This is a genomic window from Cupriavidus sp. FW305-F7 (assembly GCF_058782875.1).
This window is the reverse complement of sequence record NZ_JBYSYC010000062.1, coordinates 1-26,406: the sequence shown is the minus strand read 5'-3', so window position 1 is coordinate 26,406 and position 26,406 is coordinate 1. Positions and strand designations below refer to the sequence as shown.

General features: G+C 66.8%; 24 protein-coding genes. 10 read left to right on the top strand and 14 right to left on the bottom strand.

Annotation, left to right across the window (positions count from 1 at the left end; genetic code table 11):
- Positions 1-6: 6 nt before the first annotated feature.
- Positions 7-1,413, bottom strand: a complete 1,407-nt coding sequence (locus AC3WL8_RS35720) for a DUF3300 domain-containing protein (protein ID WP_153954354.1) — start codon at positions 1,411-1,413, stop codon at positions 7-9.
- A gap of 351 nt (positions 1,414-1,764) precedes the next feature.
- Here AC3WL8_RS35720 and ppk2 point away from each other — a divergent pair, with 351 nt between their 5' ends.
- The gene (gene ppk2, locus AC3WL8_RS35715; protein ID WP_153954355.1) at positions 1,765-2,649 is read left to right on the top strand and encodes a polyphosphate kinase 2; all 885 of its coding nucleotides are present in this window, start codon (positions 1,765-1,767) and stop codon (positions 2,647-2,649) included.
- Here the strand turns inward: ppk2 and AC3WL8_RS35710 are convergent, their stop codons facing one another.
- The 4 genes from AC3WL8_RS35710 to AC3WL8_RS35695 form a co-directional block, all read right to left on the bottom strand.
- Positions 2,650-3,051: a hypothetical protein gene (locus AC3WL8_RS35710; RefSeq protein ID WP_153954356.1), complete on the bottom strand. Its 402-nt coding sequence runs from the start codon at positions 3,049-3,051 to the stop codon at positions 2,650-2,652. It lies immediately after the preceding gene.
- Positions 3,052-3,134: 83 nt separating this feature from the next.
- On the bottom strand, positions 3,135-3,389 hold the full coding sequence (locus AC3WL8_RS35705; RefSeq protein ID WP_153954357.1) for an RNA-binding protein: 255 nt from the start codon (positions 3,387-3,389) through the stop codon (positions 3,135-3,137).
- Positions 3,390-3,584: 195 nt separating this feature from the next.
- Positions 3,585-4,646, bottom strand: a complete 1,062-nt coding sequence (locus AC3WL8_RS35700; protein WP_211980951.1) for a phosphotransferase family protein — start codon at positions 4,644-4,646, stop codon at positions 3,585-3,587.
- A gap of 29 nt (positions 4,647-4,675) precedes the next feature.
- Positions 4,676-5,464: an SDR family NAD(P)-dependent oxidoreductase gene (locus AC3WL8_RS35695; protein WP_211980950.1), complete on the bottom strand. Its 789-nt coding sequence runs from the start codon at positions 5,462-5,464 to the stop codon at positions 4,676-4,678.
- A gap of 89 nt (positions 5,465-5,553) precedes the next feature.
- Here AC3WL8_RS35695 and AC3WL8_RS35690 point away from each other — a divergent pair, with 89 nt between their 5' ends.
- Positions 5,554-6,603 carry an RNA-guided endonuclease InsQ/TnpB family protein gene (locus AC3WL8_RS35690; protein ID WP_211982134.1) on the top strand — a complete coding sequence of 350 codons (1,050 nt, stop codon included), beginning with the start codon at positions 5,554-5,556 and terminating at the stop codon, positions 6,601-6,603.
- Between the two features lie 52 nt (positions 6,604-6,655).
- Here AC3WL8_RS35690 and AC3WL8_RS35685 read toward each other — a convergent pair whose 3' ends face one another.
- The 7 genes from AC3WL8_RS35685 to AC3WL8_RS35655 form a co-directional block, all read right to left on the bottom strand.
- Entirely contained in the window at positions 6,656-8,125 is a 1,470-nt protein-coding gene (locus AC3WL8_RS35685; protein ID WP_013956255.1) for an NAD(P)(+) transhydrogenase (Re/Si-specific) subunit beta, read from the bottom strand.
- Positions 8,122-8,472, bottom strand: coding sequence for an NAD(P) transhydrogenase subunit alpha part 2 (locus AC3WL8_RS35680; protein ID WP_013956254.1), 351 nt, complete (start codon positions 8,470-8,472; stop codon positions 8,122-8,124). The genes AC3WL8_RS35685 and AC3WL8_RS35680 overlap by 4 nt, the downstream gene beginning before the upstream one ends.
- A gap of 22 nt (positions 8,473-8,494) precedes the next feature.
- Entirely contained in the window at positions 8,495-9,613 is a 1,119-nt protein-coding gene (locus AC3WL8_RS35675; protein ID WP_211980949.1) for a Re/Si-specific NAD(P)(+) transhydrogenase subunit alpha, read from the bottom strand.
- Between the two features lie 116 nt (positions 9,614-9,729).
- A complete protein-coding gene (locus AC3WL8_RS35670) occupies positions 9,730-10,524 on the bottom strand; it encodes a TauD/TfdA dioxygenase family protein (protein ID WP_013956252.1) in 795 nt (264 codons plus the stop codon).
- 33 nt (positions 10,525-10,557) lie between these two features.
- Positions 10,558-11,529, bottom strand: coding sequence for a zinc-binding dehydrogenase (locus AC3WL8_RS35665; RefSeq protein WP_211980948.1), 972 nt, complete (start codon positions 11,527-11,529; stop codon positions 10,558-10,560).
- 52 nt (positions 11,530-11,581) lie between these two features.
- Complete coding sequence (locus AC3WL8_RS35660) at positions 11,582-11,947, bottom strand: hypothetical protein (protein ID WP_013956250.1); 366 nt, start codon at positions 11,945-11,947, stop codon at positions 11,582-11,584.
- The gene (locus AC3WL8_RS35655; protein ID WP_013956249.1) at positions 11,937-12,398 is read right to left on the bottom strand and encodes a hypothetical protein; all 462 of its coding nucleotides are present in this window, start codon (positions 12,396-12,398) and stop codon (positions 11,937-11,939) included. Before AC3WL8_RS35655 ends, AC3WL8_RS35660 begins: the two co-directional genes overlap by 11 nt.
- A 217-nt stretch (positions 12,399-12,615) precedes the next feature.
- Between AC3WL8_RS35655 and AC3WL8_RS35650 the strand changes: the two genes are divergently transcribed.
- From AC3WL8_RS35650 to AC3WL8_RS35620, 7 genes are all read left to right on the top strand, one after another.
- Positions 12,616-12,906, top strand: a complete 291-nt coding sequence (locus AC3WL8_RS35650; protein WP_013956248.1) for a UxaA family hydrolase — start codon at positions 12,616-12,618, stop codon at positions 12,904-12,906.
- A gap of 5 nt (positions 12,907-12,911) precedes the next feature.
- Entirely contained in the window at positions 12,912-14,066 is a 1,155-nt protein-coding gene (locus AC3WL8_RS35645) for a UxaA family hydrolase (protein WP_013956247.1), read from the top strand.
- A gap of 6 nt (positions 14,067-14,072) precedes the next feature.
- On the top strand, positions 14,073-14,777 hold the full coding sequence (locus tag AC3WL8_RS35640) for a GntR family transcriptional regulator (protein ID WP_211980947.1): 705 nt from the start codon (positions 14,073-14,075) through the stop codon (positions 14,775-14,777).
- Positions 14,774-15,808: an Ldh family oxidoreductase gene (locus tag AC3WL8_RS35635; RefSeq protein ID WP_013956245.1), complete on the top strand. Its 1,035-nt coding sequence runs from the start codon at positions 14,774-14,776 to the stop codon at positions 15,806-15,808. Before AC3WL8_RS35640 ends, AC3WL8_RS35635 begins: the two co-directional genes overlap by 4 nt.
- Before the next feature lie 91 nt (positions 15,809-15,899).
- On the top strand, positions 15,900-19,466 hold the full coding sequence (locus AC3WL8_RS35630) for an indolepyruvate ferredoxin oxidoreductase family protein (protein WP_153954359.1): 3,567 nt from the start codon (positions 15,900-15,902) through the stop codon (positions 19,464-19,466).
- 70 nt (positions 19,467-19,536) lie between these two features.
- Entirely contained in the window at positions 19,537-20,517 is a 981-nt protein-coding gene (locus tag AC3WL8_RS35625; protein ID WP_013956243.1) for a tripartite tricarboxylate transporter substrate binding protein, read from the top strand.
- Positions 20,518-20,644: 127 nt separating this feature from the next.
- The gene (locus AC3WL8_RS35620) at positions 20,645-21,970 is read left to right on the top strand and encodes an MFS transporter (RefSeq protein ID WP_153954360.1); all 1,326 of its coding nucleotides are present in this window, start codon (positions 20,645-20,647) and stop codon (positions 21,968-21,970) included.
- A 38-nt stretch (positions 21,971-22,008) separates the two neighbouring features.
- Here the strand turns inward: AC3WL8_RS35620 and AC3WL8_RS35615 are convergent, their stop codons facing one another.
- Positions 22,009-23,790: a SulP family inorganic anion transporter gene (locus tag AC3WL8_RS35615; RefSeq protein WP_013956241.1), complete on the bottom strand. Its 1,782-nt coding sequence runs from the start codon at positions 23,788-23,790 to the stop codon at positions 22,009-22,011.
- A 302-nt stretch (positions 23,791-24,092) separates the two neighbouring features.
- Between AC3WL8_RS35615 and AC3WL8_RS35610 the strand changes: the two genes are divergently transcribed.
- Entirely contained in the window at positions 24,093-24,443 is a 351-nt protein-coding gene (locus tag AC3WL8_RS35610; protein WP_013956240.1) for a hypothetical protein, read from the top strand.
- An 85-nt stretch (positions 24,444-24,528) separates the two neighbouring features.
- On the opposite strand, the gene AC3WL8_RS35605 is transcribed toward AC3WL8_RS35610, so the two are convergent.
- The coding region (locus AC3WL8_RS35605; RefSeq protein ID WP_492379854.1) for a pyruvate carboxylase subunit B at positions 24,529-26,406 on the bottom strand (1,878 nt) is incomplete at its 5' end.

The window sequence follows — 26,406 nt, the reverse complement described above, 5'->3', positions numbered from 1 at the left end:
GGTCCGCTAGCGCCTGCCACCGCGTCCGCCGCCGCCACCACGGCCCCCGCCGCCGCTGAAGCCGCCGCCGCCACGGCCCCCGCCGCCGCCGCTGAAGCCGCCGCCTGCGTGGCCTCCGGCCGACTGCATGCTGGAGCGTCCGCGATCAAAGTCGCGCTGCGACGCCGCGCCGCCGCCCACGCCCTGGAATGCGTTGTCCCGCCCGCCACCGCCGCCGCGGTCGGCTACGGTGGTGGCCCGTTCACCGCCGCCCCGTGACCGGTCGGCAGCCCCTGCGCGGTCCGATACATCGGCCCGGTCAGAGACCCCGGCCCGATCACTGCCCCGTTCGCCAGCGCGATCACCGACCCGGTCTCCGGCGCGGTCTCCCGCCCGATCACCCGCCCTTTCTCCGGCCCGGTCTCCGGCACCCGCCCGGTCCTGCCCGCCGGCCCGGTCGCGCGCCGCGCGGTCGGACACGCCGGCGCCACCCTCGCGACCCCGGAACTCATTGCGCCGGTCCCCGCCTGGCACATCGCGGGAGAATTTCTCGCGGGTGGCATTGTCGCGGTAGGCCACGCCCTGCCGGTGACCGGCGTCGTGCTGCCAGCGCCCGCCGCTCTGCACCTTGGTGCGGTCAAAGTTGCGGTCGATATTGGTGGCCCGGTTGACGTTGACGTTCACGTCGCCGCCGCCCCAGTTGCAGTTGCCGAAGATCGCCCCGGCGGCGGCCAGCCCGACGCCCCAGGCAAAGCCCGTGGCCAGCGCGGCGCCCGGGTAATAGGCGGGATAAGGCGGCCAGTAGTACGGCGGGTAGGACGGATAACCCCAGGAACCGTAGACCACGGTGGGGTTGTAGGCCGGGACGTAGATGACCTGCGGGTCGGCCGGTTCGATGCGCACCACGGTCTGCACGCCTAGCGCCGCAGTGGTCGCGGGCTCGACAATGACGTTCTGCTGTTCGGTGCTCTTGAGGTTGCCGGATTGCTGGGCCTTGTTGCGCAGCCGCTGGACCGCGGCCAGCACGTCTTTCTCCTGGGCCAGGAAGGCATCGCCCAGCTTCTGGGTCCAGTCGAGCTTGTCGTTCATCGGCTCAAGGACCTGCGGGAAGGCCACCAGCGACTTCACGCTGACATCCCAGGGCTGGTCGGCCACGGCCTTGACCGCGGCGTCGCCCTTGACCTTGGGGTTGGCCTTGACCCAGCGCGCCGCGTGCACGATCTCCAGCGGATAGGTGGAGGCCATCAGCACCTGCGACAACACGGAATCGGGATAGAGCGCGATCGGCGCGACCAGCGCCTCAAGCTCCTCGGCCTTGAAGGTGGGTGGCGGCTTCGGTGCGTCTTGGGCAGCGGCGCCGCCCGCTGCTGCCGCCAGCGCGACAAACAGCCACGCACAGCCGGACTGAAGCAGCCGCCTGACCAGAAAGGCCATGTTCCCTCCTCGCAACTGGTGACGGAGCCATCCGAGGCGTACCGGGGCAGCGCACCGGGCCGGAGGAAGTTCTCCTGCCGCGTGCCATTGCCAGACGACATACGGAGCGGATATTGCTCCATACGCGCTACGAAGGTAGTACGGAACACATTGAAATTCAACCGAATTCCGGTCGCCGTCCGGCAGGCCAGCCGGCAAGGGTTATGCCAGGAAAATGGATCGGCATGAGGATTTCCCCCGATTTTGCTTCTATCGTAGAAACGAGCCGCCTGTGCGCATGCAAGCGGTACCCCAGGTTTGAAGGTGCATAACCGGACCCTCGAGGCACCGGTACGTCAGTGGAGGAAGATCATGGCCAAGCGGAAAGGAAAGCGCCACGACGACAACGGGAGTCAGACGGAGCCGCCGCGCGAACCAGACCCGGCCGACAGCCGCGACGAAAAGCCGGACCAGCAGCCGCGCGAGCGCATGTCGGAGAAGGCATACCAGAAGGAACTCTTCGCCCTTCATGTCGAGCTCGTCAAGCTGCAGCAATGGGTGCAGGCCAGCGGCAGCAAGGTCTGCGTGGTGTTCGAAGGGCGCGACGGTGCCGGCAAGGGCGGCACCATCAAGGCCATCACGGAACGCGTCAGCCCGCGCATTTTCCGCGTGATCGCCCTGCCCGCGCCGACCGACCGCGAAAAGAGCCAGATGTACGTGCAGCGCTACCTGCCGCACCTGCCCGCCGCGGGAGAGATCGTCATCTTCGACCGGAGCTGGTACAACCGCGCCGGCGTCGAACGCGTGATGGGGTTCTGCACCGAAGCGCAGGCCGACGAGTTTCTGCGCGCCGTCCCACTGGTCGAACGCGCCATCGTGCATTCCGGCATTATCCTGATCAAGTACTGGCTCGAGGTCAGCCCGGAGGAGCAGACCCGCCGCCTGCAGGGGCGCATCAAGGACGGCCGCAAGGTCTGGAAGCTCACTGACATGGACTTGCGCTCGTACAGCCGCTGGTACGACTATTCACGCGCGCGCGACGCCATGTTTGCCGCATCCGATACCGACTATGCCCCGTGGCATGTGGCCAATTCCAATGACAAGCGCCGGGCGCGCCTGAACATCATCACGCACCTGCTGGCACAGATCCCGTACAAGGCGATCGAACGCAAGCCAGTCAAGCTGCCTGCCAGGCAGAAGGCGGGCGGATACCGGGAGCCCGACTATCCGTATCGGTATGTCGACGAGCGGTACTAGCTACTTCGGCAGCTTGCGCGACTTCCAGCTCCCGTCCTTCTCCTTGCAGTACCACCCGGTCCAGGCTTCGGTTTCGCCGGCCCGGCGGAATTCACTGCGCAGTTGCCGGCACCGGTCGCCGTGGTCGCGCCGGGACCGCAATGGCGTGAAGGAACCTTCGACCTGCCGCTCGCGCGCGTCGGGTGGCAGCCTGAACGGCATGCGGGCGCCGTCGGCGCCCTGCTCCAGGGTCCTGCGGAAGACATCCGTCAACGCCGTGAGCTGGTCCTGGGTAAGCGTGCCGACGATGGTGCCGCCAAGGTAGTGGTCAAAATAGGCAACGGCCGGTCCTGCCGACATTGCACCCGCAAGCATTGCGGCACTGCATGCCAGCGCGTGCAGGATCCTGTTTCGCCTGTTCATCTCGCCTCCTCCGCCATGGCCTGCCCCGAGGCGGGCAAGCGAGGAAGCACCGGACCCACATGCCCGCCAGCCGCGGCAGCGGCCTATTCGAAACGCTCGGTCAGCACCATCGCGTCCACCTTGCGCTGCTTCCAGAACAGGTGGTTGATGCGCGGCTGCAGCAGCCGCAACGCGGCCGCATCGACCGAATTGAAATGCAGCGATACGGCCGGGCGGGTGCCGTCTCCCGGCACGCGTTCAATCTCATCGAAGGCCGGGAAGCCGTAGCGACCGATGAACTCCTGGATTTCCTCGTCGGTTGTCGCCGTATCGATATTCACAAGCATCAGCACACTCATTGACGTCTCCTGAAGGCTCGGGATGCCAGTCAGCCCGGTTCCGATGCGGCCATGAATCCGCGGGCCCATCTCCCCTTCCTATCTTTAAGCCAGGCTGGATCGGAAGGCAAACTTTGATTCCCGATGAGGAATCCAGGGCAGATTCCATCACCTGCGGAGGCTTCGATCCGGCTGGCGCCGGACCGTGCGCAAACGCTAACGCCCTGCCGCGCGGTAGCGCATGGCGAATTGCCACCCCAGTTCGGCCAGCGGCACCGCCTTCCTGCCGGTCTCCACGGCATCCGCCGCGGCGGCGTTGCCGCTCCTGGCTCGCTGCCCGATGCCATGCATGATCGCCGCCAGCCGGAAGAAATTGTAGGCGAGATAAAAGTCCCACTGCTCGAGCGCGTGCGTGCCGTTTGCCTCGCCGTACCAGCGCAGGTAGGTCGCCTCGTCGGGAATGCCCAGCGCCTGCAGGTCGAGCCCGCCGATACCGCGCCACAGGTCGGCCGGGATATGCCAGCTCATGCAGTGGTAGGCCAGGTCCGCCAGCGGGTGGCCGAGCGTGGACAGCTCCCAGTCGAGCACGCCGATGACGCGGGGCTCGGTGGGATGGAAGACGAGGTTGTCCATGCGGTAGTCGCCATGCACCACGCTGGTCTGCTCCGCGTCCGGGACGTACTGCGGTAGCCACTCTGCCAGCGCCGCCAGCGCCTTGTTGTCGCCCATGCCGGTGTCTCGGCACTGGCCGACCCAGCGCGCGACCTGGCGCGCCACGTAGCCGCCGCTCCTGCCATAGTCCGCCAGGCCGGCGGCGCGGTAGTCGACGCGGTGCAAGGCGCCGATCACGCGGTTCATCTCGCGGTAGATCGCGGCGCGCTGTTGCGGGGACTGGCCCGGCAGGGACTGGTCATAGATCACGCGGCCCTGCAGGAGTCCCATCAGGTAGAAGGGCGTGCCAAGGATCGTGGTGTCTTCGCTGTAGAGGTAGACCGGGGGCACCGGCACGTCGCTGTCGCGCAGCGCGTGCATCACGCGATACTCGCGGTCGATGGCATGGGCGGACGACAGCAACTGGCCCGGCGGCTTGGTGCGCAGCACGTATTGCTGCGCGCCGCAGGCCAGCCGGTAGGTCGGATTGGACTGGCCGCCGGCAAGGCGCTCCAGGGTCAGTTCGGGCCGGTCGATCAGGCCTTCTGCATGCAGCAGCGCTGCCAGGGCAGCGCTATCGAAACCCGAACCGCCAGTCGCGGCGGGAACTGCAAGGGCTGGTTGCATTGGATCGCTCTCCTCGATTGCGGGTGGGCTCAGAGCGAGCTGACCGCGTGGCCGCCGTCCACGGGCAGCACCGTACCGGTCATGTAGTCGGAAGCATCCGAAGCCAGCAGCAGCAGCGCGCCGTCGAGCTGCCGGGGCTGGCCGAGCCGGCGCTGCGGAATGCGCCCGATCATGGCCCGGCCGCTGTCGGTCTCGAAGAAGCCGCGGTTGATGTCGGTCTCGAAATAGCCCGGCGCCAGCGCGTTGACGCGGATCCCGTGCCGCGCCCATTCCAGCGCCAGCGAGCGCGTCAGGTGGATCAGGCCCGCCTTCGCGGCGGTGTAGGCCGGGACCTGCTGCGCCACGCGCAGGCCGAGGATCGACGCGATATTGACGATGCAGCCGCCGCTGCCGGCCTCGCGCATCAGCCGCGCCGCGCATTGCGCCACGCGCCAGGCGCCGTTCAGGTTGGTATCGATCACGCCTTGCCAGGCGGCCTCATCCACCTCCATGGCCGGCCCGGTGGTGGCGATGCCGGCGCTGTTGACGACCACCTGGACCGGGCCGAGCTGTTGGCGCGCCGTCTCGAACGCCGCACCGACCGACGCGGGGTCCCTGACGTCGAGCGCAACGACGCAGCCTTGCCCGCCCTGCCTGCGCAGTTCCGCCAGCACGGCCTCGCCTTCGGCCACGCGCCGCCCCGCCAGTGCCACCTTGCAGCCGGCGCGCGCCAGCGTCTGCGCAAAATGCAGGCCCAGGCCGCCAAAGGCCCCGGTCACCAGCGCTACCTTGCCTTCCAGGTCGGCGAACAGGCCGAGGTTGCGTTCTTGCTGGTTCATCAGACTTGCTCCGAGAAACCTCGCCCTTCAGGGCGGGGAGTGAAAGGAGTGCTGCCGGCAGCAAGCAATCCCATATTAGAATGACCGGCATGCTTCTGGTCTATCGCTACCGGGTGAAGTCGCTGAACGGCCTGCTCAATCAGCAGAGCCGCGCGGTGAACTACGTCTGGAACTTCTGCAACGACACGCAGAAGCACGCACTCAAGTGGGGCAAGAAATGGCCCACGGGTTTCGATCTGAACGTGTTGACCACCGGCAGCAGCAAGGAACTGCGCATCCATTCCGGCACCGTCAACGCGGTTTGCGAGCAGTACGCCAAGTCGCGTAGCCAGCACCGCCGGCCGTACCTGCGCTATCGCGGCCGCAAGTCGCTTGGCTGGGTGCCGCTCAAGGGCCGGGATCTCAAGCGCTCGGGCGACGCATTCCGCTTTGCCGGCAACACGTTTCGCGTGTTCAGCTCCCGCCCCCTTCCCGAAGGCAAGATCAAGGACGGCACAAATTTCTCCTGCGATGCGCGAGGCAACTGGTTCCTGAACATCGTGATTGAAGTTGCCGACACCCAGGCCCGCTGCCCGGAACGCGGCGTCGGCATCGATCTGGGCTTGAAGGACATTGCCACGCTGTCCACCGGCGAGAAGTTCGAGAATCCGCGCCACCTCGGCCGACTCGAGCAAGCGCTGGCCAAAGCGCAGCGAGCACGCAAGCGGCGACAGGCAACGAACCTTCACGCCCGCATCACCAACGCAAGGCGTGACTTCCTGCACAAGCTCTCGCGTCGCATCGTGCGAGACTTTGACTACATCGCGGTGGGGAATGTGAACGCCGCCGGCCTCGCCAAAACCAGCATGGCGAAGTCCGTCCTCGATGCGGGCTGGTCGTCCTTCCGCACAATGCTCGCGTACAAGGCGATTGCGCATGGCGCGTGGTATGAGGAAGTCGACGAACGTTTCACCACCCAGGTTTGTTCTTCGTGCGACGCGATGCCGCCGGGGAGGCCGAAAGGTATCGCAGACCTCGGAATAAGGCAGTGGGTATGCAGTGAATGCGGTGCCGTACATGATCGCGATGTGAACGCTGCGTTAAATATCCTTGCCCGATCGGGACATCGATCGCCTGCAGAGGGAATCTCCTCCCTTTAGGGAGGGGAGAATGTCAATCCATGTCTCCTCGTTATTGCTGTGAATCTGCGGCTCAGGCGGCCTTGAGCATGTCCTCGACCACCTTCTTGGCGTCGCCGAACACCATCATGGTCTTGTCCATGTAGAACAGCTCGTTGTCCAGCCCGGCATAGCCGGCGGCCATCGAGCGCTTGTTGACGATGATGGTCTTGGCCTTGTACGCCTCCAGGATCGGCATGCCGGCGATCGGCGACTTGGGGTCGTTCTTGGCCGCCGGGTTGACCACGTCATTGGCGCCCAGCACCAGCACCACGTCGGCCTGGCCGAACTCGCTGTTGATGTCTTCCATCTCGAAGACCTGGTCGTACGGCACCTCGGCCTCGGCCAGCAGCACGTTCATATGGCCGGGCATGCGGCCCGCCACCGGGTGGATCGCGTACTTCACGGTCACGCCTCTGTGCGTGAGCACTTCGGTCAGTTCCTTGAGCGCGTGTTGGGCACGCGCGACCGCCAGGCCGTAGCCCGGGACGATGATCACCGTTTCCGCATTGCCCATCAGGAAGGCGGCGTCATCGGCCGAGCCCGATTTCACATTGCGCTGGGCCTGCCCTGCCGGGCCGCTGGCGGCCGCGGCGTCGCTGCCGAAGCCGCCCAGGATCACGTTGAAGAACGAGCGGTTCATCGCCCGGCACATGATGTACGACAGGATCGCGCCGGAGGAACCCACCAGCGAGCCGGCGATGATCAGCATCGGGTTGTTCAGCGAGAAGCCGATGCCCGCCGCCGCCCAGCCCGAGTACGAGTTCAGCATCGACACCACCACCGGCATGTCGGCACCGCCGATCGGGATGATGATCAGCACGCCCAGCACGAAGGCGAGCGCCAGCATGACCAGGAACGGCATCCATGCCTGCGTCAGGAAGAACGCAATGCCAAAGCCCACCATCGCCACCGCCAGCAGCAGGTTCAGCCAGTGCTGGCCGGCGAACACCACCGGTGCGCCCTGGAACAGCCGGAACTTGTAGCGCCCGGCCAGCTTGCCGAAGGCGATCACCGAGCCGGAGAAGGTGATGGCACCGACGAAGCAGCCGATGAAGAGTTCGATGCGGTTGCCCAGCGGAATGTCATGCGAACCGGCAGCCGTGATACCGAAGGCAGCAGGCTCCGCCACTGCCGCCACGGAAATAAACACCGCCGCCAGGCCGATCAGCGAGTGCATCGCCGCGACCAACTCGGGCATCTTGGTCATCTGCACCTTCTTCGCCACGTAGGCACCGATGCCGCCGCCCACCACCAGCGCCGCCAGGATCAGCGCCAGGCCGGTGCCCGGCGCGGACGGGTCCGCCCCGCCGGACAGCAGCTCGCTCTTCAGCTTGAAGATCAGCGCCACCGTGGTGAGCGCCGCCACCAACATGCCGGCCATGCCGAAGGTATTGCCGCGCCGCGCCGTGGTCGGGTGTGACAGCCCCTTGAGCGCCTGGATAAAGCAAACAGACGCGCCCAGGTAGGACAGCGTCACCATATTCATCGACAGGCCATTCATTGCGCTACCTCCGCCAGTTTGCCGCCAGGCTGCCCCTTGGCTTCGGGCTGCGCCTTGGGTGCCTTCTTCCTGAACATCTCCAGCATGCGCTGCGTGACCAGGAAGCCGCCGAACACATTCACTGCCGCCAGCGCCACCGCCAGCGTCCCCATTGCGCGGCCAACGTAGCCCTCGGTCAGGCCGGCGGCCAGCATGGCGCCGACGATGATGATGGCCGAGATCGCATTGGTCACCGCCATCAGCGGCGTGTGCAGCGCGGGCGTGACCGTCCAGACCACGTGGTAGCCCACGTAGATCGCCAGTACAAAGATGATCAGGTTAATCACCGTGTGGCCAACTATTTCCATCGAGATCTCCTTGATTGCCGGTTCAGCTGGCCAGCGCCAGTTCTTCGCGCCGCGTCATCAGGCATGCGGCAACGATGTCGTCTTCCAGGTTCAGCGTGAACTGGCCGTCCTTGTCGATGACCAGCTTGAGGAAGTCCAGCACATTGCGGGCATACAGTGCCGAGGCGTCGGCCGCGACCATGCCGGCCAGGTTGGTGTGTCCGATCAGCACGACGCCATGGCGCTCGACCACTTCGTCGACCACCGTCAGCGGGCAATTGCCGCCCTGTGCCGCGGCCAGGTCGACCACCACCGAGCCCGGCTTCATCTGCTGCACGGTCGCTTCGTGCAGCAGCGTGGGCGCCTTGCGGCCCGGGATCAGCGCGGTGGTAATGACGATGTCGGCCTGGACGGCACGCTGGTGGACCAGTTCGGCCTGGCGCTTCATCCAGTCCGGCGGCATCGGGCGCGCATAGCCGCCCACGCCCTGGGCGATCTCGCGCTCTTCGTCGGTGAGGAAGGGAACATCGAGGAACTTGCCGCCGAGCGATTCGATCTGCTCCTTCACCGCGGGGCGCACGTCGGAGGCCTCGATCACCGCGCCCAGCCGCTTGGCCGAGGCGATGGCCTGCAGGCCGGCGACGCCCGCGCCCAGGATCAGCACGCGCGCCGCCTTGACGGTGCCCGCGGCGGTCATCAGCATCGGCATGAAGCGCTGGTAATGGTGCGCCGCCACCAGCACGGCCTTGTAGCCGGCGATGTTGGCCTGCGACGACAGTACGTCCATGCTCTGCGCGCGCGTCGTGCGCGGCGCGGCTTCCAGGGCAAAGGCGGTGATGTTCGCGGCGGACATGCGCGCGTTGTTCTCGGCGTCGAAGGGATTGAGCATGCCGACCAGCACGGCGTCCGGCTTCATCTGCGCCAGCTCGGCTTCGTCCGGTGCGCGCACCTTCAGCACCAGTTGCGCGCCCAGCGCCTCGGCGGCGCTGCCGATGCGCGCTCCCGCGGCCTCATAGGCGCTGTCGGTCTGGCTGGCACGCACGCCGGCGCCAGCCTGCAATATGACCTGGTGGCCCTGTGCCACGTATTTCGTCACGGTCTCCGGCGTTGCGGCAACGCGCGCCTCCCCCGCCCGCGTCTCAGTCGGGATCCCTATCTGCATTTCAATCTCCTTTGGTCCCGTGCATTCCGTGCGTCGGGGGTGGACGGGCAACCTGTGTGCCGGGCGCCGCATGCCGGATCAATGGCAAGGCGCGGCGCCGGTCTTGGCGGTACAGCTCAGCGGGGCACTTCCCCTTCCAGCGTGACGCGGTTCAGCACGCGGTCGGCATTGCCATAGTCGTGCACGGCGTAGTGCATGGTGCAGCGGTTATCCCACATCACCACATCGCCCTCCTGCCACATATGGCGGTAGACGTTGTCCGGCGTCACCGAGTGCTCATACAGGAAGTCGAGCAGCGGACGGCTCTCCACTTCGGTCATGCCTTCGATGCACTGCGCGGTGTCGGGGTGGCCGACATAAAGCGCCTTGCGCCCGGTCTCCGGGTGCGTGCGCACGATCGGGTGCACGGCCGTCGGCACCTTGTCCGAACCCGTCATCTTGGCCAGCCGCGCCCCCGAGAAGCGGGCCCGCAGCCCTTCGATCATGCGCTGCATCGCCGGCGACAGACGGTCGTACGAGACGTACTGGTTGCACCACATGGTGTCGCCACCGATGGGGATGGTGACCGCCGACAGGATCGAGATCTTCGGCGGCACCTCGGTATAGATCGAGTCCGAATGCCAGGCCTCGGTCGAGGCGGTTTCCTTCGGGATCCTGGTGACCTGAGCCAGTTCCGGGAACTCGGTCAGGCCCTTGAGCAGCGGGTTGCCCTGCACCGGCTTGCCCCAGCGCCGGGCGAACGCGACCTGCGCGGCCGGCTGCAGTTGCTGGCCGCGGAACACCAGCACGCCATGCTCCAGGAACGCCCGGTGCAGGATCTCGAAGCTGGCGTCGTCGAGCGGCTGGTTCAGGTCGACACCGGTCACGGCTGCAGCCACGGAGCCGGTCAGCGGCTTGATCTGGATTGTCATCATGTCTCCTCTTATCTATCGCTTTCTGTGGAATCAGTCGACCAGCAACACGATCTTGCCGACGTGCTGGTCTTGCTTCATGTACGCATGCGCGGCGTCGATGTCGGTCATGGCAAAGGTCCGATCGATCGGCAGCCGCACGCGGCCCGTGCGCAAAAACGGCAGCATGTCGCGCGCGCAGGCCTGGATGCACTCCAGCCGCTCCTGTTCCGTGCGGGTGCGGAAGGTCACGCCGATCAGCTGCAGGCGCTTGAGCCAGAGCTGTGCCAGGTCGATCTGGGCGGTTGCCGAGCCCAGCCGCGCGATGTTCACCAGGCGGCCCTTGATTGCCAGGCTTTTCATATTGGCCTCGAACACCGGGCCGCCGACGGTATCGATGATGATGTCGACGCCCTTGTTGTCGGTGGCCTGCAAGACCGCCTCGACCTGGTCGTCCTTCGAGGCGTCGATGCCGACATCCATGCCGAACTGGCTGATTTTGTCCAGCTTGGCCGCCGAGCGCGAGGACGCGATCACGGGCCGGGCGCCCATCAGCGAGGCGATCTGGATCGCCGCCATCGCCACGCCGCCCGAGGCGCCGTTGACCAGCACCGACTCGCCCGCCACCAGGCGGCCGTTGGTGACCAGTGCGTCATGCGCGGTGATAAAGACGTTGGGGAACGCCGCGGCATCGATCCATGACAAGCCGTCCGGCACCGGGATCAGTGCCAACGGGTCGGCCACCACGTACTCCGCCTGGCAGCCGCGGCCATGGCCCATCACGCGGTCGCCCTTGCGCCAGCCGCTGACGCCTTCGCCGACTTCCGCGATCTCGCCGGCAAATTCGACGCCGGTGGTGATGGTGTTGCCCGAGCGCAGCTCCTTCGCCTGGTTGATTTCGCCACGGTTGAGGCCCGCGGCGCGCACCCTCACCAGTACCTGCCCCGCTGCCACCACCGGCACGGGGATATCCTGCACTTCGACCTTGCCGCCCTCGGGGCCCGGCACTACACGGACTGCCTTCACTGTTGTCTCCTTTTCCTGTCTCTCGACGTGTCTCTTGCTGCGTCTGTACTTGCTATGCGCTGCCCAGCGCCGTCGCGCGGATCAACGACAGCAGCTCCAGCGCCCGTTCGGCGGCAGCTTCTCCACCCGGATGGTTGCCGCGTACAAACGGCGCCCGCGTATCCTCGATGGCGGCCAGGGCGTGCAGCGGCTTCTCCGCCGCCACCGCCAGCCGCCGGAATTCATTGACCGTCAGCAGGTAGGTATGGAACACATCCGCCTGCGGCGGCGTCGCACCCACCTTGTGCAGTAGCGCGTTCAACCAGTGCGTTCCCGCCAGCATCGCGCCTTCGATAGTCATCTCGTAGTCGACGCTGGTGCACTTCTGCAGCGACGCCTCGAGACTGCGCGCCATCGCCATGTGCTGCTCAATGTCCATGGCGGTCTCCCTCCAGGCGCGCTTCCAGCAATCCCAGGCAGCGGCGCAGCGCGGCGTCGCAACCTTGCGCAATCCCGGCGGTCGGCGCCAGCCCTTCGCGCAGACAGGGATCGCGGTAGTGCTCGATGTGCTCCATCACTTCCATCATCTCGGCGATATCGGCAGGCACCGGCCCCTCCACTTTCGGGCGACCGACATGCAGGACGTCGCCCAGCGGCCGGAACGCCGGCTTCAGGCTGCCGTCGGGCTGCGGCACCAGGTAGACGCCGGGTTGCGTCGGGAACCGGTCGTCATCCAGCGTGATGCCCGCCTGATGCAGTGCTGCATTGACGGCATGGGTGCCGGCGGTCATGCCTGCCCAGAACCACAGGCCGAAGTCCTCCAGGGGATCCAGGCGTGCGCGCAGGGCCTGCAGCTTCGCAATCTTTTCCTTGTGTGACATGACGTTCATGTCCGCCTTCTCCGTTGATTCACTGCGTCGATGCTCCGGCGCAAACAACATCGCCGTTGTCATGACGATAGACAGCGGTCGGGCCGATGTCAACAAACTTCTATATAGGACTTTCACTCTAGGAGTAGTGGTTTTCGCTGAGTATCCCTATTTATCCTTGACTAGATACCAGCAGGCTCCCTACATTTGATCCCAACACCTATACAGGAGTTGATCAATGCCCCGAGCCATCGTACTGAACCCGGCCGACAATGTGGCCACCCTGCTGGACGCCGGCCAGGCCGGCGACGCCTGCGCGCTGGAAGGCGAGCGACAAGGCAAGCTGGTGCTGCTGCAAGACGTGCCGTTCGGCCACAAGATCTGCATCGCCGACACGGTCGAGGGAGAAACCATCCTGAAGTACGGCCAGGTCATCGGCCGCGCCAGCCGCGCGGTGCGCGCCGGCGAACACATGCACGTTCACAACATCGAGTCGGCGCGTGCCCGCGGCGACCTGCAAAAGGGGTAATGCAGATGACAACAACCTTCCTCGGATACCCGCGCGAGAACGGCGCGGTCGGTGTGCGCAACTGGGTCGCGGTGGTTTCCGTGATGGACAACTGCAATCCGGTCACCCGCACCATTGCCCGCACCGTAGGCGGCTGCATCCCGGTCACGACGCTGTTCGTGCGCGGACAGTTCGGCGCCGACCTGGATTTCGCGTTCGAGTCGCTGGCCGGCCTTGGCCGCAATCCCAATATCGCCGCGGTGCTGCTGGTGGGCCTGGAAGAATCGTCGACGGAAGAGGTCGCACGCCGCATCCGCAGCACCGGCAAGCCGGTCGAATGCGTGCACCTGCAGCCCGACGGCACGGTTGCATGCATTGCCGAAGGCACGCGCAAGGCCAGCCGGCTCTCGCTGGCGGCGTCGAAGGCGCGCCGCGTGCCGTGCCCAGTGTCGTCGCTGGTGATCGGCGTCGAGTGCGGCGGTTCTGACACCACTTCCGGGCTGAGCTGCAATCCGGTGATCGGCCGCATGGCGGACATGGTGATCGCCGGCGGCGGCACCGTGATCATTTCCGAAACCTCGGAGTTCATCGGCGCCGAGCATCTGTTCGCCGAGCGCGCGGCCGATGGCCGGGTGCGCGAGGCCTTTGTCACGGCGGTGCGCAACATGGAAAACCTGGCGATCTCGCGCGGCGTCGACATGCGCGAGGACCAGCCTTCGCCCGACAACAAGCGCGGCGGCCTGACCACGGTCGAGGAAAAGGCGCTGGGCGCCATGGCCAAGGCCGGCACCAGCCCACTGGTGGGCGTGCTGCGCTACGGCGAGGCGCCGCAGAAGAAGGGGCTGCATTTCATGGACGCGCCGGCCGCGGCAGTGGAAAATCTCACTGCGCTGGCCGCCGGCGGATGCCAGCTCACCTTCTTCGGCACGGGGGTGGGCAACCCCATCGGCAGCATGGTGGCACCGACCGTCAAGGTGTGCGGCAACGTCAATACCCTGCACACCATGGCCGACAACATTGACTTCGACGTCAGCGGAGTCCTGCAGAACGGGGACAAGATCTCCGACCTCGGCGAGCAGCTGTTTGGTTATGCGATGGACGTCGCATCCGGCACGCGGCTGACCAGCGAGGTGCTCGATATCCGGGAGACCGCGGTCAGTCGATTCGCACTGAGCCTCTGAACAACCATGACCAAACTTCGCAGCGTCTCCGACGCGATCATCCACTCCATCGAATCCGGCGCGCTGCGCGAGGGCGACCGCCTGCCCTCCGAGGGCGAGCTCGCCAGCTTCCATGGGGTCAGCGTCGGCACGATCCAGAAGGCATTGGCGCGGCTGACGCACTCCGGACTGATCACGCGCGAACAGGGACGGGGCACCTTTGTCTCCGGGACGCGCGTTGCGCCGGCGGATGTCCGTTACCTGCGCTTTCGCGATGAACAGGGCAACGAGCTGCCGTCCTACGTCCACGCGCGCTCGGTAAAGCGTATCAAGCGCAAGGGACCGTGGTCGGAGTTCCTCGCCGGTGACGGCTACGTGCGCATCGAGCGCGTGATCAGCGTCGGTGGCCGCTTCGACCTCTACAGCGAGTTCTGGCTGCGCGAGGAAGACTTTGCGCAACTTGGCGGGCTGGACCGCGATGCCCTGGAGAAGAACCTGCGCGAGCTGATCGGCCAGCGCCTGTCGCTGCCGACGCTGCGCGTGGACCAGTGGATCCGCTTTGGCCCGGCCCCGGCCGCGGCCGCGCAGGAACTCGGGCTCGACCCGGAAGCGCCGGCATTCATCATGGAGTTACGTGGCTACACGCTGCGCGACCAGCCGCTCTACTACCAGTCGATCTATGCCGCCCCGTTCGCGGAGCGCCTGATGATCGTGCGGGAGAAATCCATATGAGTATCCGCTGGAAAACCGACCGCCTTGCGCGCTGGACCGCCGCCGTGTTCGAGTCGTGCGGCGTGGCGCCAGACCAGGCTACCGAAGCCGCGGCCGCACTGGTGCGCAGCGAACTGCGTGGCTACAAGACGCATGGCCTGACGCGGGTCCCCTCCTATGTCGAACGCCTGCGTGCCGGCGATTTCAACCCGCGCCCCGAGATGTCGCACAAGGCCTTTCCGGGCGGCATCGTGCTGGACGCCGACGGCGCCATGGGCCAGATCGCGGGCCCGCGCGCCGTGCAACTGGGGCTGGAGGCGCTGCAATCGTGCGCGTCCGTGCTGGTTGCGGTGCAATCGTGCGGCCATCTCGGCGCGCTGGGCATCCCGGCGCTGCTGGCTGCCGAGGCGGGTGCCTTCTGCATGGTCGGACAGCGCACGCCGCCCGTGCTGGGCATGGAAGGATTTGCCCGCGCCGCGATCGGGCACAACCCCATCGCCTTCGGCTGCCCGTTGCCGGGCGCGGCGCCGATCGTGTTCGACGTCGCCTGCAGCGTCGCCGCCCGCGGCCATATCCTGCTGGCCGCCCGTGAAGGCAAGCCGATTCCCGATGACTGGGCGCTAGACGCCGACGGCCATCCGACCACCGATGCGCAACGCGCGCTGGAAGGCTCGCTGCTGCCCACCGGCGGGCACAAAGGCATCGGCATCGCCATGATGGTGGAGTGCCTGGCCGGTGCCATGGCCGCCACCGCAGACTCGCTTTCTCCCGCACGCAACACCGTCGCAGGCGCCGGCGCGGTCGGCCGCCAAGGCGGTTTTGTCTGGCTGGTAAAGCCGGACGCCTTTGCCGGCAAGGACCTGTTCGCCGACTACATGGCGCAGTGGACCGGCAATTATCTTGCCGCCGGCGGCGCCGATGCCCGGCTCCCCGGACACCGAGGCGAAGCGCTCGAACGCGAAGGCCGCGAGCAAGGCATCGCCCTGCCCGACGCGGTCGTGCGGGAACTGGATGCGCTAGGCCGCGAACTCGGCATCCCCCTCCCCGGCTAGCGCCGCTTCCATCACCTGTATTGCCTGGAATCCGGGTGCCAAGGCACGCCGGCAGGCCCCGTTCAACCCTGTTTGCCTGAAAACCGCCCTTATGAATGCTCCAATCCTCCCCGACGCGGCCCGGCAGGCGATGCAAGCCGTGTCGATCGACGACAAGTACGCGCTGGACTCCGGCCGTGCCTACATGAGCGGCGTGCAGGCGCTGGTACGCCTGCCGCTGTTGCAGCGCAAGCGCGATGCCGCGGCCGGCCACAACACCGCCGCCTTTATTTCCGGCTACCGCGGTTCACCCCTGGGGACCTATGACCAGGCGCTGTGGCAGGCAAAGAAGCATCTTGCCGATAACCACGTGGTCTTCAAACCCGGCGTCAACGAGGAACTCGGCGTCACGGCGGTCTGGGGCTCGCAGCAACTGGAGTTCGATGCCGCCAGCAAGCGCTACGACGGCGTGTTCGGCATCTGGTATGGCAAGGGTCCCGGCGTCGACCGCAGCGGCGATGCGCTCAAGCATGCCAACCTCGCCGGCACCTCGCCGCTGGGTGGCGTGATCGCGCTCGCCGGCGATGACCATGTCTCCAAGAGCAGCACGCTGGCCCACCAGAGCGACCACACCTTCATGGCGTGCGGGCTGCCGGTGTTCTTCCCGTCCAATGTGCAGGACATCCTCGATCTCGGCGTGCATGCCCTCGCCATGAGCCGCTTCAGCGGGCTGTGGGCCGGCATGAAGACCGTGCAGGAGGTGGTGGAATCGGGCGCCTCGGTGACCACCGACTCGGATCGCGTGCGCATCGTGTTGCCGGAAGACTTCGCCCTGCCCGAGGGCGGACTGCATATCCGCTGGCCCGACGATCCGCTCGCGGCCGAGGCGCGCATGATGGAGTTCAAGTGGCCGGCCGCGCTCGCCTATGTGCGTGCCAACCGCCTGAACCGCAACGTGATCGAGGGATCCGGCGACCGCCTCGGCATCATCGCCAGCGGCAAGGCCTACAGCGACACGCGCCAGGCCCTGCTCGACCTCGGGCTGGATGACGCCACCTGCCGCGCGCTCGGCATCCGGCTGCACAAGGTCAGCGTGGTTTGGCCGCTGGAGCCCGACAGCGTGCGCGACTTTGCGCGCGGGCTGCGCGAAATCCTGGTGGTCGAGGAAAAGCGTCCCGTCATCGAGCAGCAGCTCAAGGACGAGCTGTACCACTACCCGCCCGCCGCCCGCCCGGCCGTCTTCGGCAAGTACCACCACACCGACGGCGCCGGCGGCGAATGGAGCCACCGCAAGCCCGCCGAGGACTGGCTGCTGCGCGCCAAGGCCGATCTCTCGCCCGCGCTGGTGGCCAAGGCCATCGCGCAGCGGCTCAAGGCGCTGGGCGTGCCGGCCGACGTGGCCGCGCGCATGGACGTGCGCCTGCAGGAAATCGAAGCGAAGGAACGCGCCACCGGCCAGGGCGATACGCGCGCCACCGATCGCCTGCCGTGGTTCTGCCCGGGCTGCCCGCACAACACCAGCACCCAGGTGCCGGAGGGCTCGGTCGCGACCGCCGGCATCGGCTGCCACGGCATGGTGGTGTGGATGGACCGCTCGACCACCTCGTGGTCGCAGATGGGCGGCGAAGGCGTGCACTGGATGGGCCAGGCGCCCTTCAGCAAGCGCACCCACATGTTCGCCAACCTGGGCGACGGCACCTACAACCACTCCGGCCTGCTGGCGGTACGCCAGTCGATCCACGCCGGCGTGAACCTGACCTACAAGATCCTGTTCAACAGCGCCGTGGCCATGACCGGCGGCCAGCCGGTGGACGGCCAGCTCGACGTGCCGGCGATGACGCGCGAACTGGGCGCCGAAGGCGCGCGGCAGATCGTCGTGGTCACGGACGAACCGGGCAAGTACAAGGGTGTCGACAACCTCGCCGCCGGCGTCACCGTGCGCCACCGCGACGAGCTCGATACCGTGCAGCGCGAGCTGCGCGAGGTGTCCGGCGTGACCGTGATCATCTACGACCAGGCCTGCGCCACCAAGAAGCGCCGCGAGCGCAAGCGCGGCACCATGGTCGATCCGGCGAAGCGCGTGGTCATCAACGAGCTGGTGTGCGAAGGCTGCGGCGACTGCTCCGTGCAAAGCAATTGCCTGGCCGTGCAGCCGGTGGAAACCGACTTCGGCCGCAAGCGCAAGGTCAACCAGGATACCTGCAACAAGGACTTCTCCTGCACCAAGGGCTTCTGCCCGAGCTTTGTCACGGTCGAAGGCGGCCAACTGAAGAAGCCCGCCGCCACCGCGAGCGGCCGCGCCACGCCTCCGGCCATCCCGATGCCCACGCTGCCGGATGCCGGCAAGCCGCAGCGCATCGTGGTGGCGGGGATCGGCGGCACCGGCATCGTCACCATCGGCGGCGTGCTGGGCATGGCCGCCCACCTGGAGGGCAAGGGCGTGATCACCCAGGATGCGACCGGCATGGCGCAGATGGGTGGGGCCACCTGGAGCCACATCCAGATCGCCGCCAGCCCGGACGCCCTGCATGCGAGCCGCGTCGACATGGCCATGGCCGACCTGGTGATCGCCTGCGATACCGTGGTCGCAGCCGGCAAGACCTCGCTGGCCGCGATGTCGCCGGCGCGGACCTATGTGGTGCTGAACAGCCATCTCACCCCGACCGCGGCCTTTGTCCGCAATCCCGACTGGGATCCGCAGACCGGCGAGGCCGTGGCGCGGATCGCGCAGTCCGTCGGCGAAGGCCAGCTCGCCAGCTTCGACGCCGAACAGGTGGCGAAGCAGCTGCTCGGCCAGTCGATCTTCGCCAACCTGCTGCTGCTCGGCTATGCCTGGCAGAAAGGCAAGGTGCCGCTGTCGCACGCCGCGCTGATGCGCGCCATCGAGCTCAACGGCGTGCAGGTCGACAGCAACAAGGCGGCCTTCGAATGGGGCCGGCTGTGCGCCCACGATATGTCGAAGATACCCGCGCTGCCGGCCGGCTCGCAGGTGATCCAGTTCGTGCGCAAGGTGCCGGTCGGGGAACTGATGACGAAGCATGCCGACTTCCTGGCCGGCTACCAGAACCGGGCCTATGCGGCGCAATACGAGTCGTTAGTGGGCCGCGTGAAGGCGGCGGAATCGGTCGTCGGCGGCACCCGCCTGACCGAAGCCGTGGCCCGCTCGCTGTTCAAGCTGATGGCCTATAAAGACGAATATGAGGTGGCTCGCCTGCATACCGGCGCCGCATTCCGCCAGCAGATTGCGTCGATGTTCGAAGGCAAGGTCCGGCTGGTCCATCACCTGGCCCCTCCCCTGTTTGCGCGGAAGAACCAGGCCGGCGAACTGGTGAAAGGCGCCTATGGCCCGTGGATGCGCAGCGCGTTCGGCGTACTGGCCCGGTTCAAGGGACTGCGCGGCACGGCATTCGACCCCTTCGGCTACACCCTGGAGCGCAAGGAAGAGCGGGCTTTGATCGGTGAATTCCGGCGCAGCGTGGAAGCCTTGCTGCCGGCACTTTCCGCGCAAAACCTTGACCTGGCGCTGGAGATTGCCCGGCTGCCGCAGGAAATCCGCGGCTACGGCCACGTCAAGGCGCGCAACCTGGCGGCCACCCGCACGCGCTGGGAGCGGCTGATGGCGCAATGGCAGCAAGGAAGCGCAAAGCCGGGACAGACCAAGGCTACTGAAGCGGCATAAACCAAAGACTGAAACAGCGTAGGCCCCGCCACCCGCACGGGGCCCGCCAGAGACAGCGAGGAGACAACAGATGAAATCCGTACTGAACCGCTTTGGCCGTACCCTGGGCGCGATCGCACTGGCCGCCTGCGCCACCGGCGCGCTGGCACAAGGCGGATACCCCAACCGCCCGATCCGCATCATCGTACCCTGGCCGGCGGGCGGCGGCGTCGATGCCGTCACCCGCACGGTGGCCGAGAAGATGACAGCCAGCCTGGGCCAGCAAGTCGTGGTCGACAACCGGCCCGGGGCAACCGGCAATATCGGCGCCGGCATGGGCGCCAAGGCGGCACCGGATGGCTACACGCTGCTGGTCGCCAGCGCACCGATGGCGATCAACGCCGGCCTGCACAAGAACCTGCCCTTCGACATGGGCAAGGACTTCGCGCCGCTGGGGCTGATGGCAAGCTCGCCGTACATGCTGGTAATCCACCCGTCCGTGGGCGGCTCTGTCAAGGACCTGGTGGCACGCGCCAAGGCGGAGCCCGGCAAGCTCAGCTATGCATCGGTCGGCCCGGGCACCCAGCAGAACGTGATCACCGAGGTGTTCAAGGAGACCGCCCATATCAATGTCGTGCACGCGCCCTACAAGGGCGGACCGCAGGCGCTGACCGACATGGTCGGAGGCCACATCCAGATGATGTTCCACGGCGTGCCGGCGGTGATGCCGTTCGTCAAGGGCGGCCAACTCAAGGGCATCGCCGTGGCCAGCAAGCAGCGGCTGCCGTTGTTCCCGGATGTGCCGACCATGGCGGAGGCGGGCTTCCCCGGTATCGAGGCCAGCGAATGGTATGGCCTGGTGGCACCCGCCGGCACGCCGAAGGAAATCGTCGCGCTGCTCGGCAAGGAGATCGAGAAGGCCCTGAATGCGCCTGGCGTGCGCCAGCAACTCGTCAGCAGGGGTTATGAGCCCGCCAGCCAGAGTTCCCCAGACCAGTTTGCCAGCTTCATGGCGGCCGAGCAGAAGAAATGGGCGCTCGCCATCAAGCAGACCGGGTTCCGGCTGGAATAAGGCAGCACGGCCCGGCGACGCCAGGCCGCCGGCCCGCCTCCACCGACTCACTTCATCAGACTAACAACAGCGCGCGGCGGCTTCTTGCCCGCACCCGTACCGGCAACGGCCGCGCCAGGAGACAGCTTTGCCCCTCGATCCCACCACCACCATGGTGTCGCCAATATCCACGCCCGCGCCGGCCGAGGACAACCCCAAGCCCATGTCCAAGGCTTCTGCGGTCACCGCCATCACCATCGGCGGTGCCCTGGAGTTATACGACTCGGGGGTGTACAACTTCTTCGCCACCCTGATCATTCCCCTCTATTTTCCTGTCGGCAATCCGCTCGGCCAGTTGCTACTGTCGTTCGGCACCTTTGGCGCGGGCTACCTGATGCGGCCCCTGGGCGGACTGGTGATCGGCGCATACGCCGACCGCCATGGCCGCAAGCCCGCTGTGCTGCTGTCGATGTGGCTGATGGCGTTCAGCGCCCTGATCCTCGTGGTGACGCCGACCTATGCACAGATCGGCTACCTGGCCCCGGTCCTGATGATCCTCGCACGCCTGCTGCAGGGCTTTGCGATCGGCGGTGAGATGGGCTCGGCCAGCGCCATGCTGCTGGAGTACGCGGACGAACGCTCGCGCGGCTTCTACACCAGCTGGCAGACGGCCAGCCAGGGTATTGCCGCCGTGTTCGCAGCGCTGGTGGCGCTCTCGCTCAGCCATACGCTCAGCGCCGATGCCCTCGAGCATTGGGGCTGGCGCGCTGCATTCCTGCTCGGCATCCTGGTAATCCCCATCGGCCAGCTGATCCGCCGGCGCCTGGAGGAAACGCTGGTGCCGCCGCCGCGCAAGAAGGCCGCTGCCGGCGGATGGCAGCTGATGCGCCAGCACTGGCGTGAGCTAGTGGCCAGCGTGCTCCTGATGACCGGCCTCGCCGCGGCGGTACACCTGATCGCCTACTATCTGCCGAACTACGCCACCTTCCAGCTGCATATCCCGCGCGGGGAGGCGGTCTGGGCCGGCTTCGTGGCCGCGGCCATGATGGTGGTGTTCGGTCCGATCGCCGGCTGGATGTGCGACCGCGTCGGGCGCCGCACCATGGTGTGGTGGTCGCGCGTGGTGTTGCTGCTGATGGCCTATCCAGCCTTTTTCGTGCTCAACACCTATCCGTCATTGACTTGCCTGCTGGTGGTGGTCGGGTGCCTGGCCATCCCCATGGCCATGACTTCACCCGCCACGCTGGTGCTGGTGAGCGAGGTATTGCCGCAGCGCCTGCGGGCCACCGGCATGTCCGTGACCTACTATGTGGCGATTGCGATATTCGGCGGCTTTGCCCAATTGTTCTCGACCGTGCTGATCCACCTGACAGGCAGCCCCAATGCGCCGGCCTTCTACCTGATCGGCTGCGGCCTGGTCTCGCTGCTCGGGTTGGCCATGGTGCCGGAGACGCTCGGCCGGCGGCTCTCGTAAGCCCAGCGCCGGCAACGAAGCATGCGGCGCAGGTCTTTTCACTGGCCGGCCTGCGCCGCAGGCGCACTTCCGCTGCCCGTGCCGGCCGGGCCGTCGTCAAGTCCAAGGTAGTCATCCACCGCACTGCCAACGGTCGGATGGAAATTCTTGTCGCCAATCGCTTCCATCAGCTCGAAGCGCTTGAGCTTGTCACGCACCGGATCCTTCATCTCGGCGAAATGCAGCGCAATGCCGCGCGCGTCCAGGGTGCGGCTCAGTTCGCGCAGCATGTCGGCCGAGGTGACATCGACACTGGTCACCGGTTCGGCCGCCACTACGACCCTGCGCACGGGTGTCGGCGATGCATCGATCGCTTCCATCAGCCGCTCCTGGAACAGTTCGGCATTGGCGAAGAACAGCGGCGCATCCCAGCGGAACAGCACCAGGCCGTCGATGCGCTGCGCATGCGGGTAGCGTTGCATGTCGTGGTAGCCGCGCAGGCCTTCGACGCGGCCGAGCACGGCATAGTGCGGCCGCCAGCCGTCCCACAGGAACTCAATAACGGCGATGACCACGGCCAGGATGATCCCCTGGATGGCCCCGAACACCGCCACCGCGGCAAAGCACACCATGGAAAGCCAGAACTCCCACTGCTGGATCCGGTAGATGCGCTTCAGGTCATTCACCTCGAACAGGCCGATGGCCGCCGCGATCACCACCGCGGCCAGCGCGCTGTTTGGCAGGTACTGCAGCAGGTTGGGCGCGAACATCAGCAGCGCCGCCACGGCCAGCGCACCCAACACGCCGGTAAGCTGGGTCTTCGCGCCCGCGGCTTCGGCCACCGGCGTACGGGACGAGCTGCTGCTGATCGGAAAGCCCTGGAAGAAGCCCGCGGCCAGGTTGGCGGCGCCCAGCCCGACCATCTCCTGGTTCGGGTCGACGCGGGTGTTGGTGCGCGCGGCAAAGGTGCGCGACAGCACGCTGGTATCCGCGAACGAGATCAGCGCAACGGCACACCCGCCCAGCAGGATCTTCACCAGGTCCGCATCGCTCACCCAGGGCACGACAAAGGCCGGCAAGCCTTGCGGGATCTGGCCCAGCACCTTCACGCCGGACTGGTCCAGGTGGAGCCCGCTGACGGCCAGCGTGGCAATGATCACCGCGATCAGGATGCCGGGAATGCGCTCGAAGCGCTTCAGGAACAGGATCAGCACCAGGCTGCCCGCGCCGACCGCAAAGCTGTACCAGTTGGTCTCGCCGGCCAGGATCGCGCGGCCGAGGCTGATTATCTCCCGCAGCGGGCCGGCGTCCTCGATCGAGATGGCGAACAGCTTGGGCAACTGGCTGACCAGCACCGCGAGCGCGATCCCGTTCATGTAGCCATAGCGGATCGGCTTGGACAGCAACTCGGTAATGAACCCCAGCCGCAACAGCCCCATCACGATGCAGACCACGCCCGAGACGATTGCCATCATGCTGGCCACCATGATGGCGCGCGCCGGATCGCCGCCGGAGACCTGCAGCACCACAGCCAGGATCGGCGCGGCCAGGGCCGAATCCGGCCCCAGCACAAGGATCCGGCTCGGGCCGAACACGGCATACACCAGCATCGGGATCATGGTGGCGTAGAGCCCGTAGACACCGGGCACGCCGGAGGCCTCCGCGTAGGCGATGCCGACCGGCACCAGCATGGTGGTCAGCACCAGCCCGCCGGCGAGGTCGTTCGGCAGCCAGCCCGGCTGGTATGACTTCAGCATCTGGACCCCGGGGAGCCAGCGCAACCACCCGGGTGCCTTGTCGGCGTCGCGCTGCGCGGCGGGAGTCAGGTTCTGAGGCTCCATGGGGGGCATCTCCTTGGCATACATCGACTATAGAGGGTGCCGCCCCGCCGGATCAAAGAAAGAAGTGGATCAGCCGGCCCTGGAACGCCCTGGTCGGGGTGCCGCGAAACCCCTCGGATGCTGCAATGCAATGCTGCCTGCTTGCCGCACCGCGCTCCCGATCTGACTACGGGGAAGAACCGCCCGGGTCATTCGCTTCTGACAATCCCGGTAATGGGACGTATGATGGTCTGGCAAGCCAGCCTGTAGTCCGACAGGGTTCCCGCGCCCAGCGGAATGCCTTTGCACCGGGGAGAGACAAGATGCCGATATCGACGAGATGCCTGGCAACCGGCCTGCTGGCCCTGGCGTGGGCCTCGCCTGCCCTGGCGCAGCCCGCACCGGCAGACGGTGCCGCCGGCGCCATATCGGAAGCGGTGCAAGGCGGGGCCAGTCCCTATCGCCCCCCGTCAGCCGCCTCGCCCGATCCTGACGATGCCGCGCGCGCCAAGTGCGAAGCCCTGAAGGAGCAATACAACGCCACCTCCAAGAAGCGCTCCTATCAATCATCCGGCCCTGCCACCCAGAACGCGCAAGGCCGCACCATCCCCAAGATCGAACGCGACAAGACGCGCAAGCAACTGCAGCAGGCGTACCGGGACAACTGCACGTAGCCGGGAATCTGTCTGCACGGCGTGGTGGAAGTGGCGGACGGTTCGCCGCGGGATGCGAATCGGAGCCTGCGCCTGCCAGCCAGCGTCAATTCTTCAGTTCAATCAGCAGATCCTTCGCCGCCACGCGATCGCCCTGCTGAACATGGACTGCGGCGATTTCGCAGTCCCGCTCCGCCGCGATATGGGTCTCCATCTTCATCGCCTCCAGCGCCAACAGCGTCGTGCCCGCGGCCACGCGCTGCCCTGGCTGCACCGCCACCGTCACGATCGAGCCAGGCATGGGCGCAGCGACGTGCAGCGGGTTGTCGGGCTCGGCAACCGGACGGCTGTGGCGCTTCGCCGCCGCTTGCGTGGTGCTGCGCTGCTCGACCAGCGTGGTGCGCGACTGCCCGTTCAGCTCGAACTGGACCTTGATGACACCCTCTTCGGCATCGGGGTGCGTGCCTTGCAGCGAGACCAGCAGGGTCTTGCCGGCGGCGATGTCGATGGCCACTTCTTCCTGCGGCTGCAAGCCGTACAGGTATGCCGGCGTGGGTACCACCGAGGTGTCGCTGTAGTTGCGCACATGCGCGTGGTACTCGCCGGCCTGCTTCGGGTACATCAGGTACGAAGCCAGCTGGCGGTCGTCGAGCGGCTGTTCGCACGCTGCTTCACCCGCGACGCGCGCCGCGTCGAGGTCAACCGGCGGGATTTGGTCGCCGGGCCGGTACGGCACGGGCGGCTCGCCGCGCAGCACCTTGCGCGACAGTGCCGCGGGGAAGCCGTCGGGCGGAAAGCCCAGTTCGCCCTTGAACAGCGACACCACCGATTCAGGGAAGGCGGTTTCCTTGGCCGGATCGCACACGTCGGCGGCGCTCAGGTCGTTGGCCACCATCATCAATGCCAGGTCGCCGACCACCTTGGACGTCGGCGTCACCTTGACGATGTCGCCGAACATCTGGTTGACCTCGGCATAGGCACGCGACACCTCGGTCCAGCGATGCTCGATGCCGAGCGAGCGCGCCTGCTCGCGCAGGTTGGTGTACTGGCCGCCGGGCATCTCGTGGCGGTACACGTCGGCGGTGCCGGCGCGGATTTCGGATTCGAACGGCGCGTAGAAGCGGCGCACCCCTTCCCAGTACATCGACGCTTCGTGCAGGCGCTCCAGGCTGAGGCCGGGATCGCGCTCGCTGCCGGCCAGGGCCGCGGCGATGCTCGACAGGTTGGGTTGCGAGGTCAGCCCGCTCATGGCGTCGAGCGCGCCGTCGACCGCATCGCAGCCGGCCTCGATCGCGGCCAGCGCCGAAGCGGCCGAGATGCCGCTGGTGTCGTGGGTATGGAAATGCACCGGCAGCCCGGTCTCTTCCTTGAGCGCCCTGACCAGTGCCGCCGCGGCCTGCGGACGGCAGATGCCTGCCATGTCCTTGATGCCCAGCACATGCACGCCGGCCTGCTTCAGCTCGCGCGCGATGCCGACGTAGTACTTCAGGTCGTATTTGGCGCGCGACTTGTCGAACAGGTCGCCGGTATAGCAGATCGCGCCTTCGCACAGCGCGCCGCTCTCGCCGACGGCGTCGATCGCGACCCGCATGTTGCGCACCCAGTTCAGTGAATCGAACACGCGGAACACATCCACGCCGGCGCTGGCCGCCTGGCGCACGAAGAAGCGCACCACGTTGTCGGCATAATTGGTGTAGCCGACCGCGTTGGAGCCGCGCAGCAGCATCTGGAACAGCACGTTGGGCACGCGCTCGCGCAGTTGCTCAAGGCGCTGCCACGGGTCTTCCTTGAGGAAGCGCAGCGCCACGTCGAAGGTGGCGCCACCCCAGCACTCCAGCGAAAACAGCTGCGACAGTTCGCGCGCATAGAACGGCGCGATCGGCAGCATGTCGGCGGTGCGCATGCGCGTGGCGAACAGCGACTGGTGCGCGTCGCGCATGGTGGTGTCAGTCAGCAGCACCTGCTTCTGCTCCAGCATCCAGCG

Bases quoted from the DNA above. Each gene is read 5' to 3' on its own strand.
- AC3WL8_RS35635 (WP_013956245.1), top strand. From the start codon at position 14,774: ATGAGTATCCGCTGGAAAACCGACCGCCTTGCGCGCTGGACCGCCGCC.
- AC3WL8_RS35615 (WP_013956241.1), bottom strand. From the start codon at position 23,790: ATGGAGCCTCAGAACCTGACTCCCGCCGCGCAGCGCGACGCCGACAAG.
- AC3WL8_RS35610 (WP_013956240.1), top strand. From the start codon at position 24,093: ATGCCGATATCGACGAGATGCCTGGCAACCGGCCTGCTGGCCCTGGCG.
- AC3WL8_RS35625 (WP_013956243.1), top strand. From the start codon at position 19,537: ATGAAATCCGTACTGAACCGCTTTGGCCGTACCCTGGGCGCGATCGCA.
- AC3WL8_RS35695 (WP_211980950.1), bottom strand. From the start codon at position 5,464: ATGAACCAGCAAGAACGCAACCTCGGCCTGTTCGCCGACCTGGAAGGC.
- AC3WL8_RS35680 (WP_013956254.1), bottom strand. From the start codon at position 8,472: ATGGAAATAGTTGGCCACACGGTGATTAACCTGATCATCTTTGTACTG.
- AC3WL8_RS35655 (WP_013956249.1), bottom strand. From the start codon at position 12,398: ATGAACGTCATGTCACACAAGGAAAAGATTGCGAAGCTGCAGGCCCTG.
- AC3WL8_RS35685 (WP_013956255.1), bottom strand. From the start codon at position 8,125: ATGAATGGCCTGTCGATGAATATGGTGACGCTGTCCTACCTGGGCGCG.
- AC3WL8_RS35640 (WP_211980947.1), top strand. From the start codon at position 14,073: ATGACCAAACTTCGCAGCGTCTCCGACGCGATCATCCACTCCATCGAA.
- AC3WL8_RS35630 (WP_153954359.1), top strand. From the start codon at position 15,900: ATGAATGCTCCAATCCTCCCCGACGCGGCCCGGCAGGCGATGCAAGCC.
- AC3WL8_RS35675 (WP_211980949.1), bottom strand. From the start codon at position 9,613: ATGCAGATAGGGATCCCGACTGAGACGCGGGCGGGGGAGGCGCGCGTT.
- AC3WL8_RS35700 (WP_211980951.1), bottom strand. From the start codon at position 4,646: ATGCAACCAGCCCTTGCAGTTCCCGCCGCGACTGGCGGTTCGGGTTTC.
- AC3WL8_RS35670 (WP_013956252.1), bottom strand. From the start codon at position 10,524: ATGACAATCCAGATCAAGCCGCTGACCGGCTCCGTGGCTGCAGCCGTG.
- AC3WL8_RS35645 (WP_013956247.1), top strand. From the start codon at position 12,912: ATGACAACAACCTTCCTCGGATACCCGCGCGAGAACGGCGCGGTCGGT.
- AC3WL8_RS35650 (WP_013956248.1), top strand. From the start codon at position 12,616: ATGCCCCGAGCCATCGTACTGAACCCGGCCGACAATGTGGCCACCCTG.
- AC3WL8_RS35660 (WP_013956250.1), bottom strand. From the start codon at position 11,947: ATGGACATTGAGCAGCACATGGCGATGGCGCGCAGTCTCGAGGCGTCG.
- AC3WL8_RS35710 (WP_153954356.1), bottom strand. From the start codon at position 3,051: ATGAACAGGCGAAACAGGATCCTGCACGCGCTGGCATGCAGTGCCGCA.
- AC3WL8_RS35720 (WP_153954354.1), bottom strand. From the start codon at position 1,413: ATGGCCTTTCTGGTCAGGCGGCTGCTTCAGTCCGGCTGTGCGTGGCTG.
- AC3WL8_RS35705 (WP_153954357.1), bottom strand. From the start codon at position 3,389: ATGAGTGTGCTGATGCTTGTGAATATCGATACGGCGACAACCGACGAG.
- AC3WL8_RS35690 (WP_211982134.1), top strand. From the start codon at position 5,554: ATGCTTCTGGTCTATCGCTACCGGGTGAAGTCGCTGAACGGCCTGCTC.
- ppk2 (WP_153954355.1), top strand. From the start codon at position 1,765: ATGGCCAAGCGGAAAGGAAAGCGCCACGACGACAACGGGAGTCAGACG.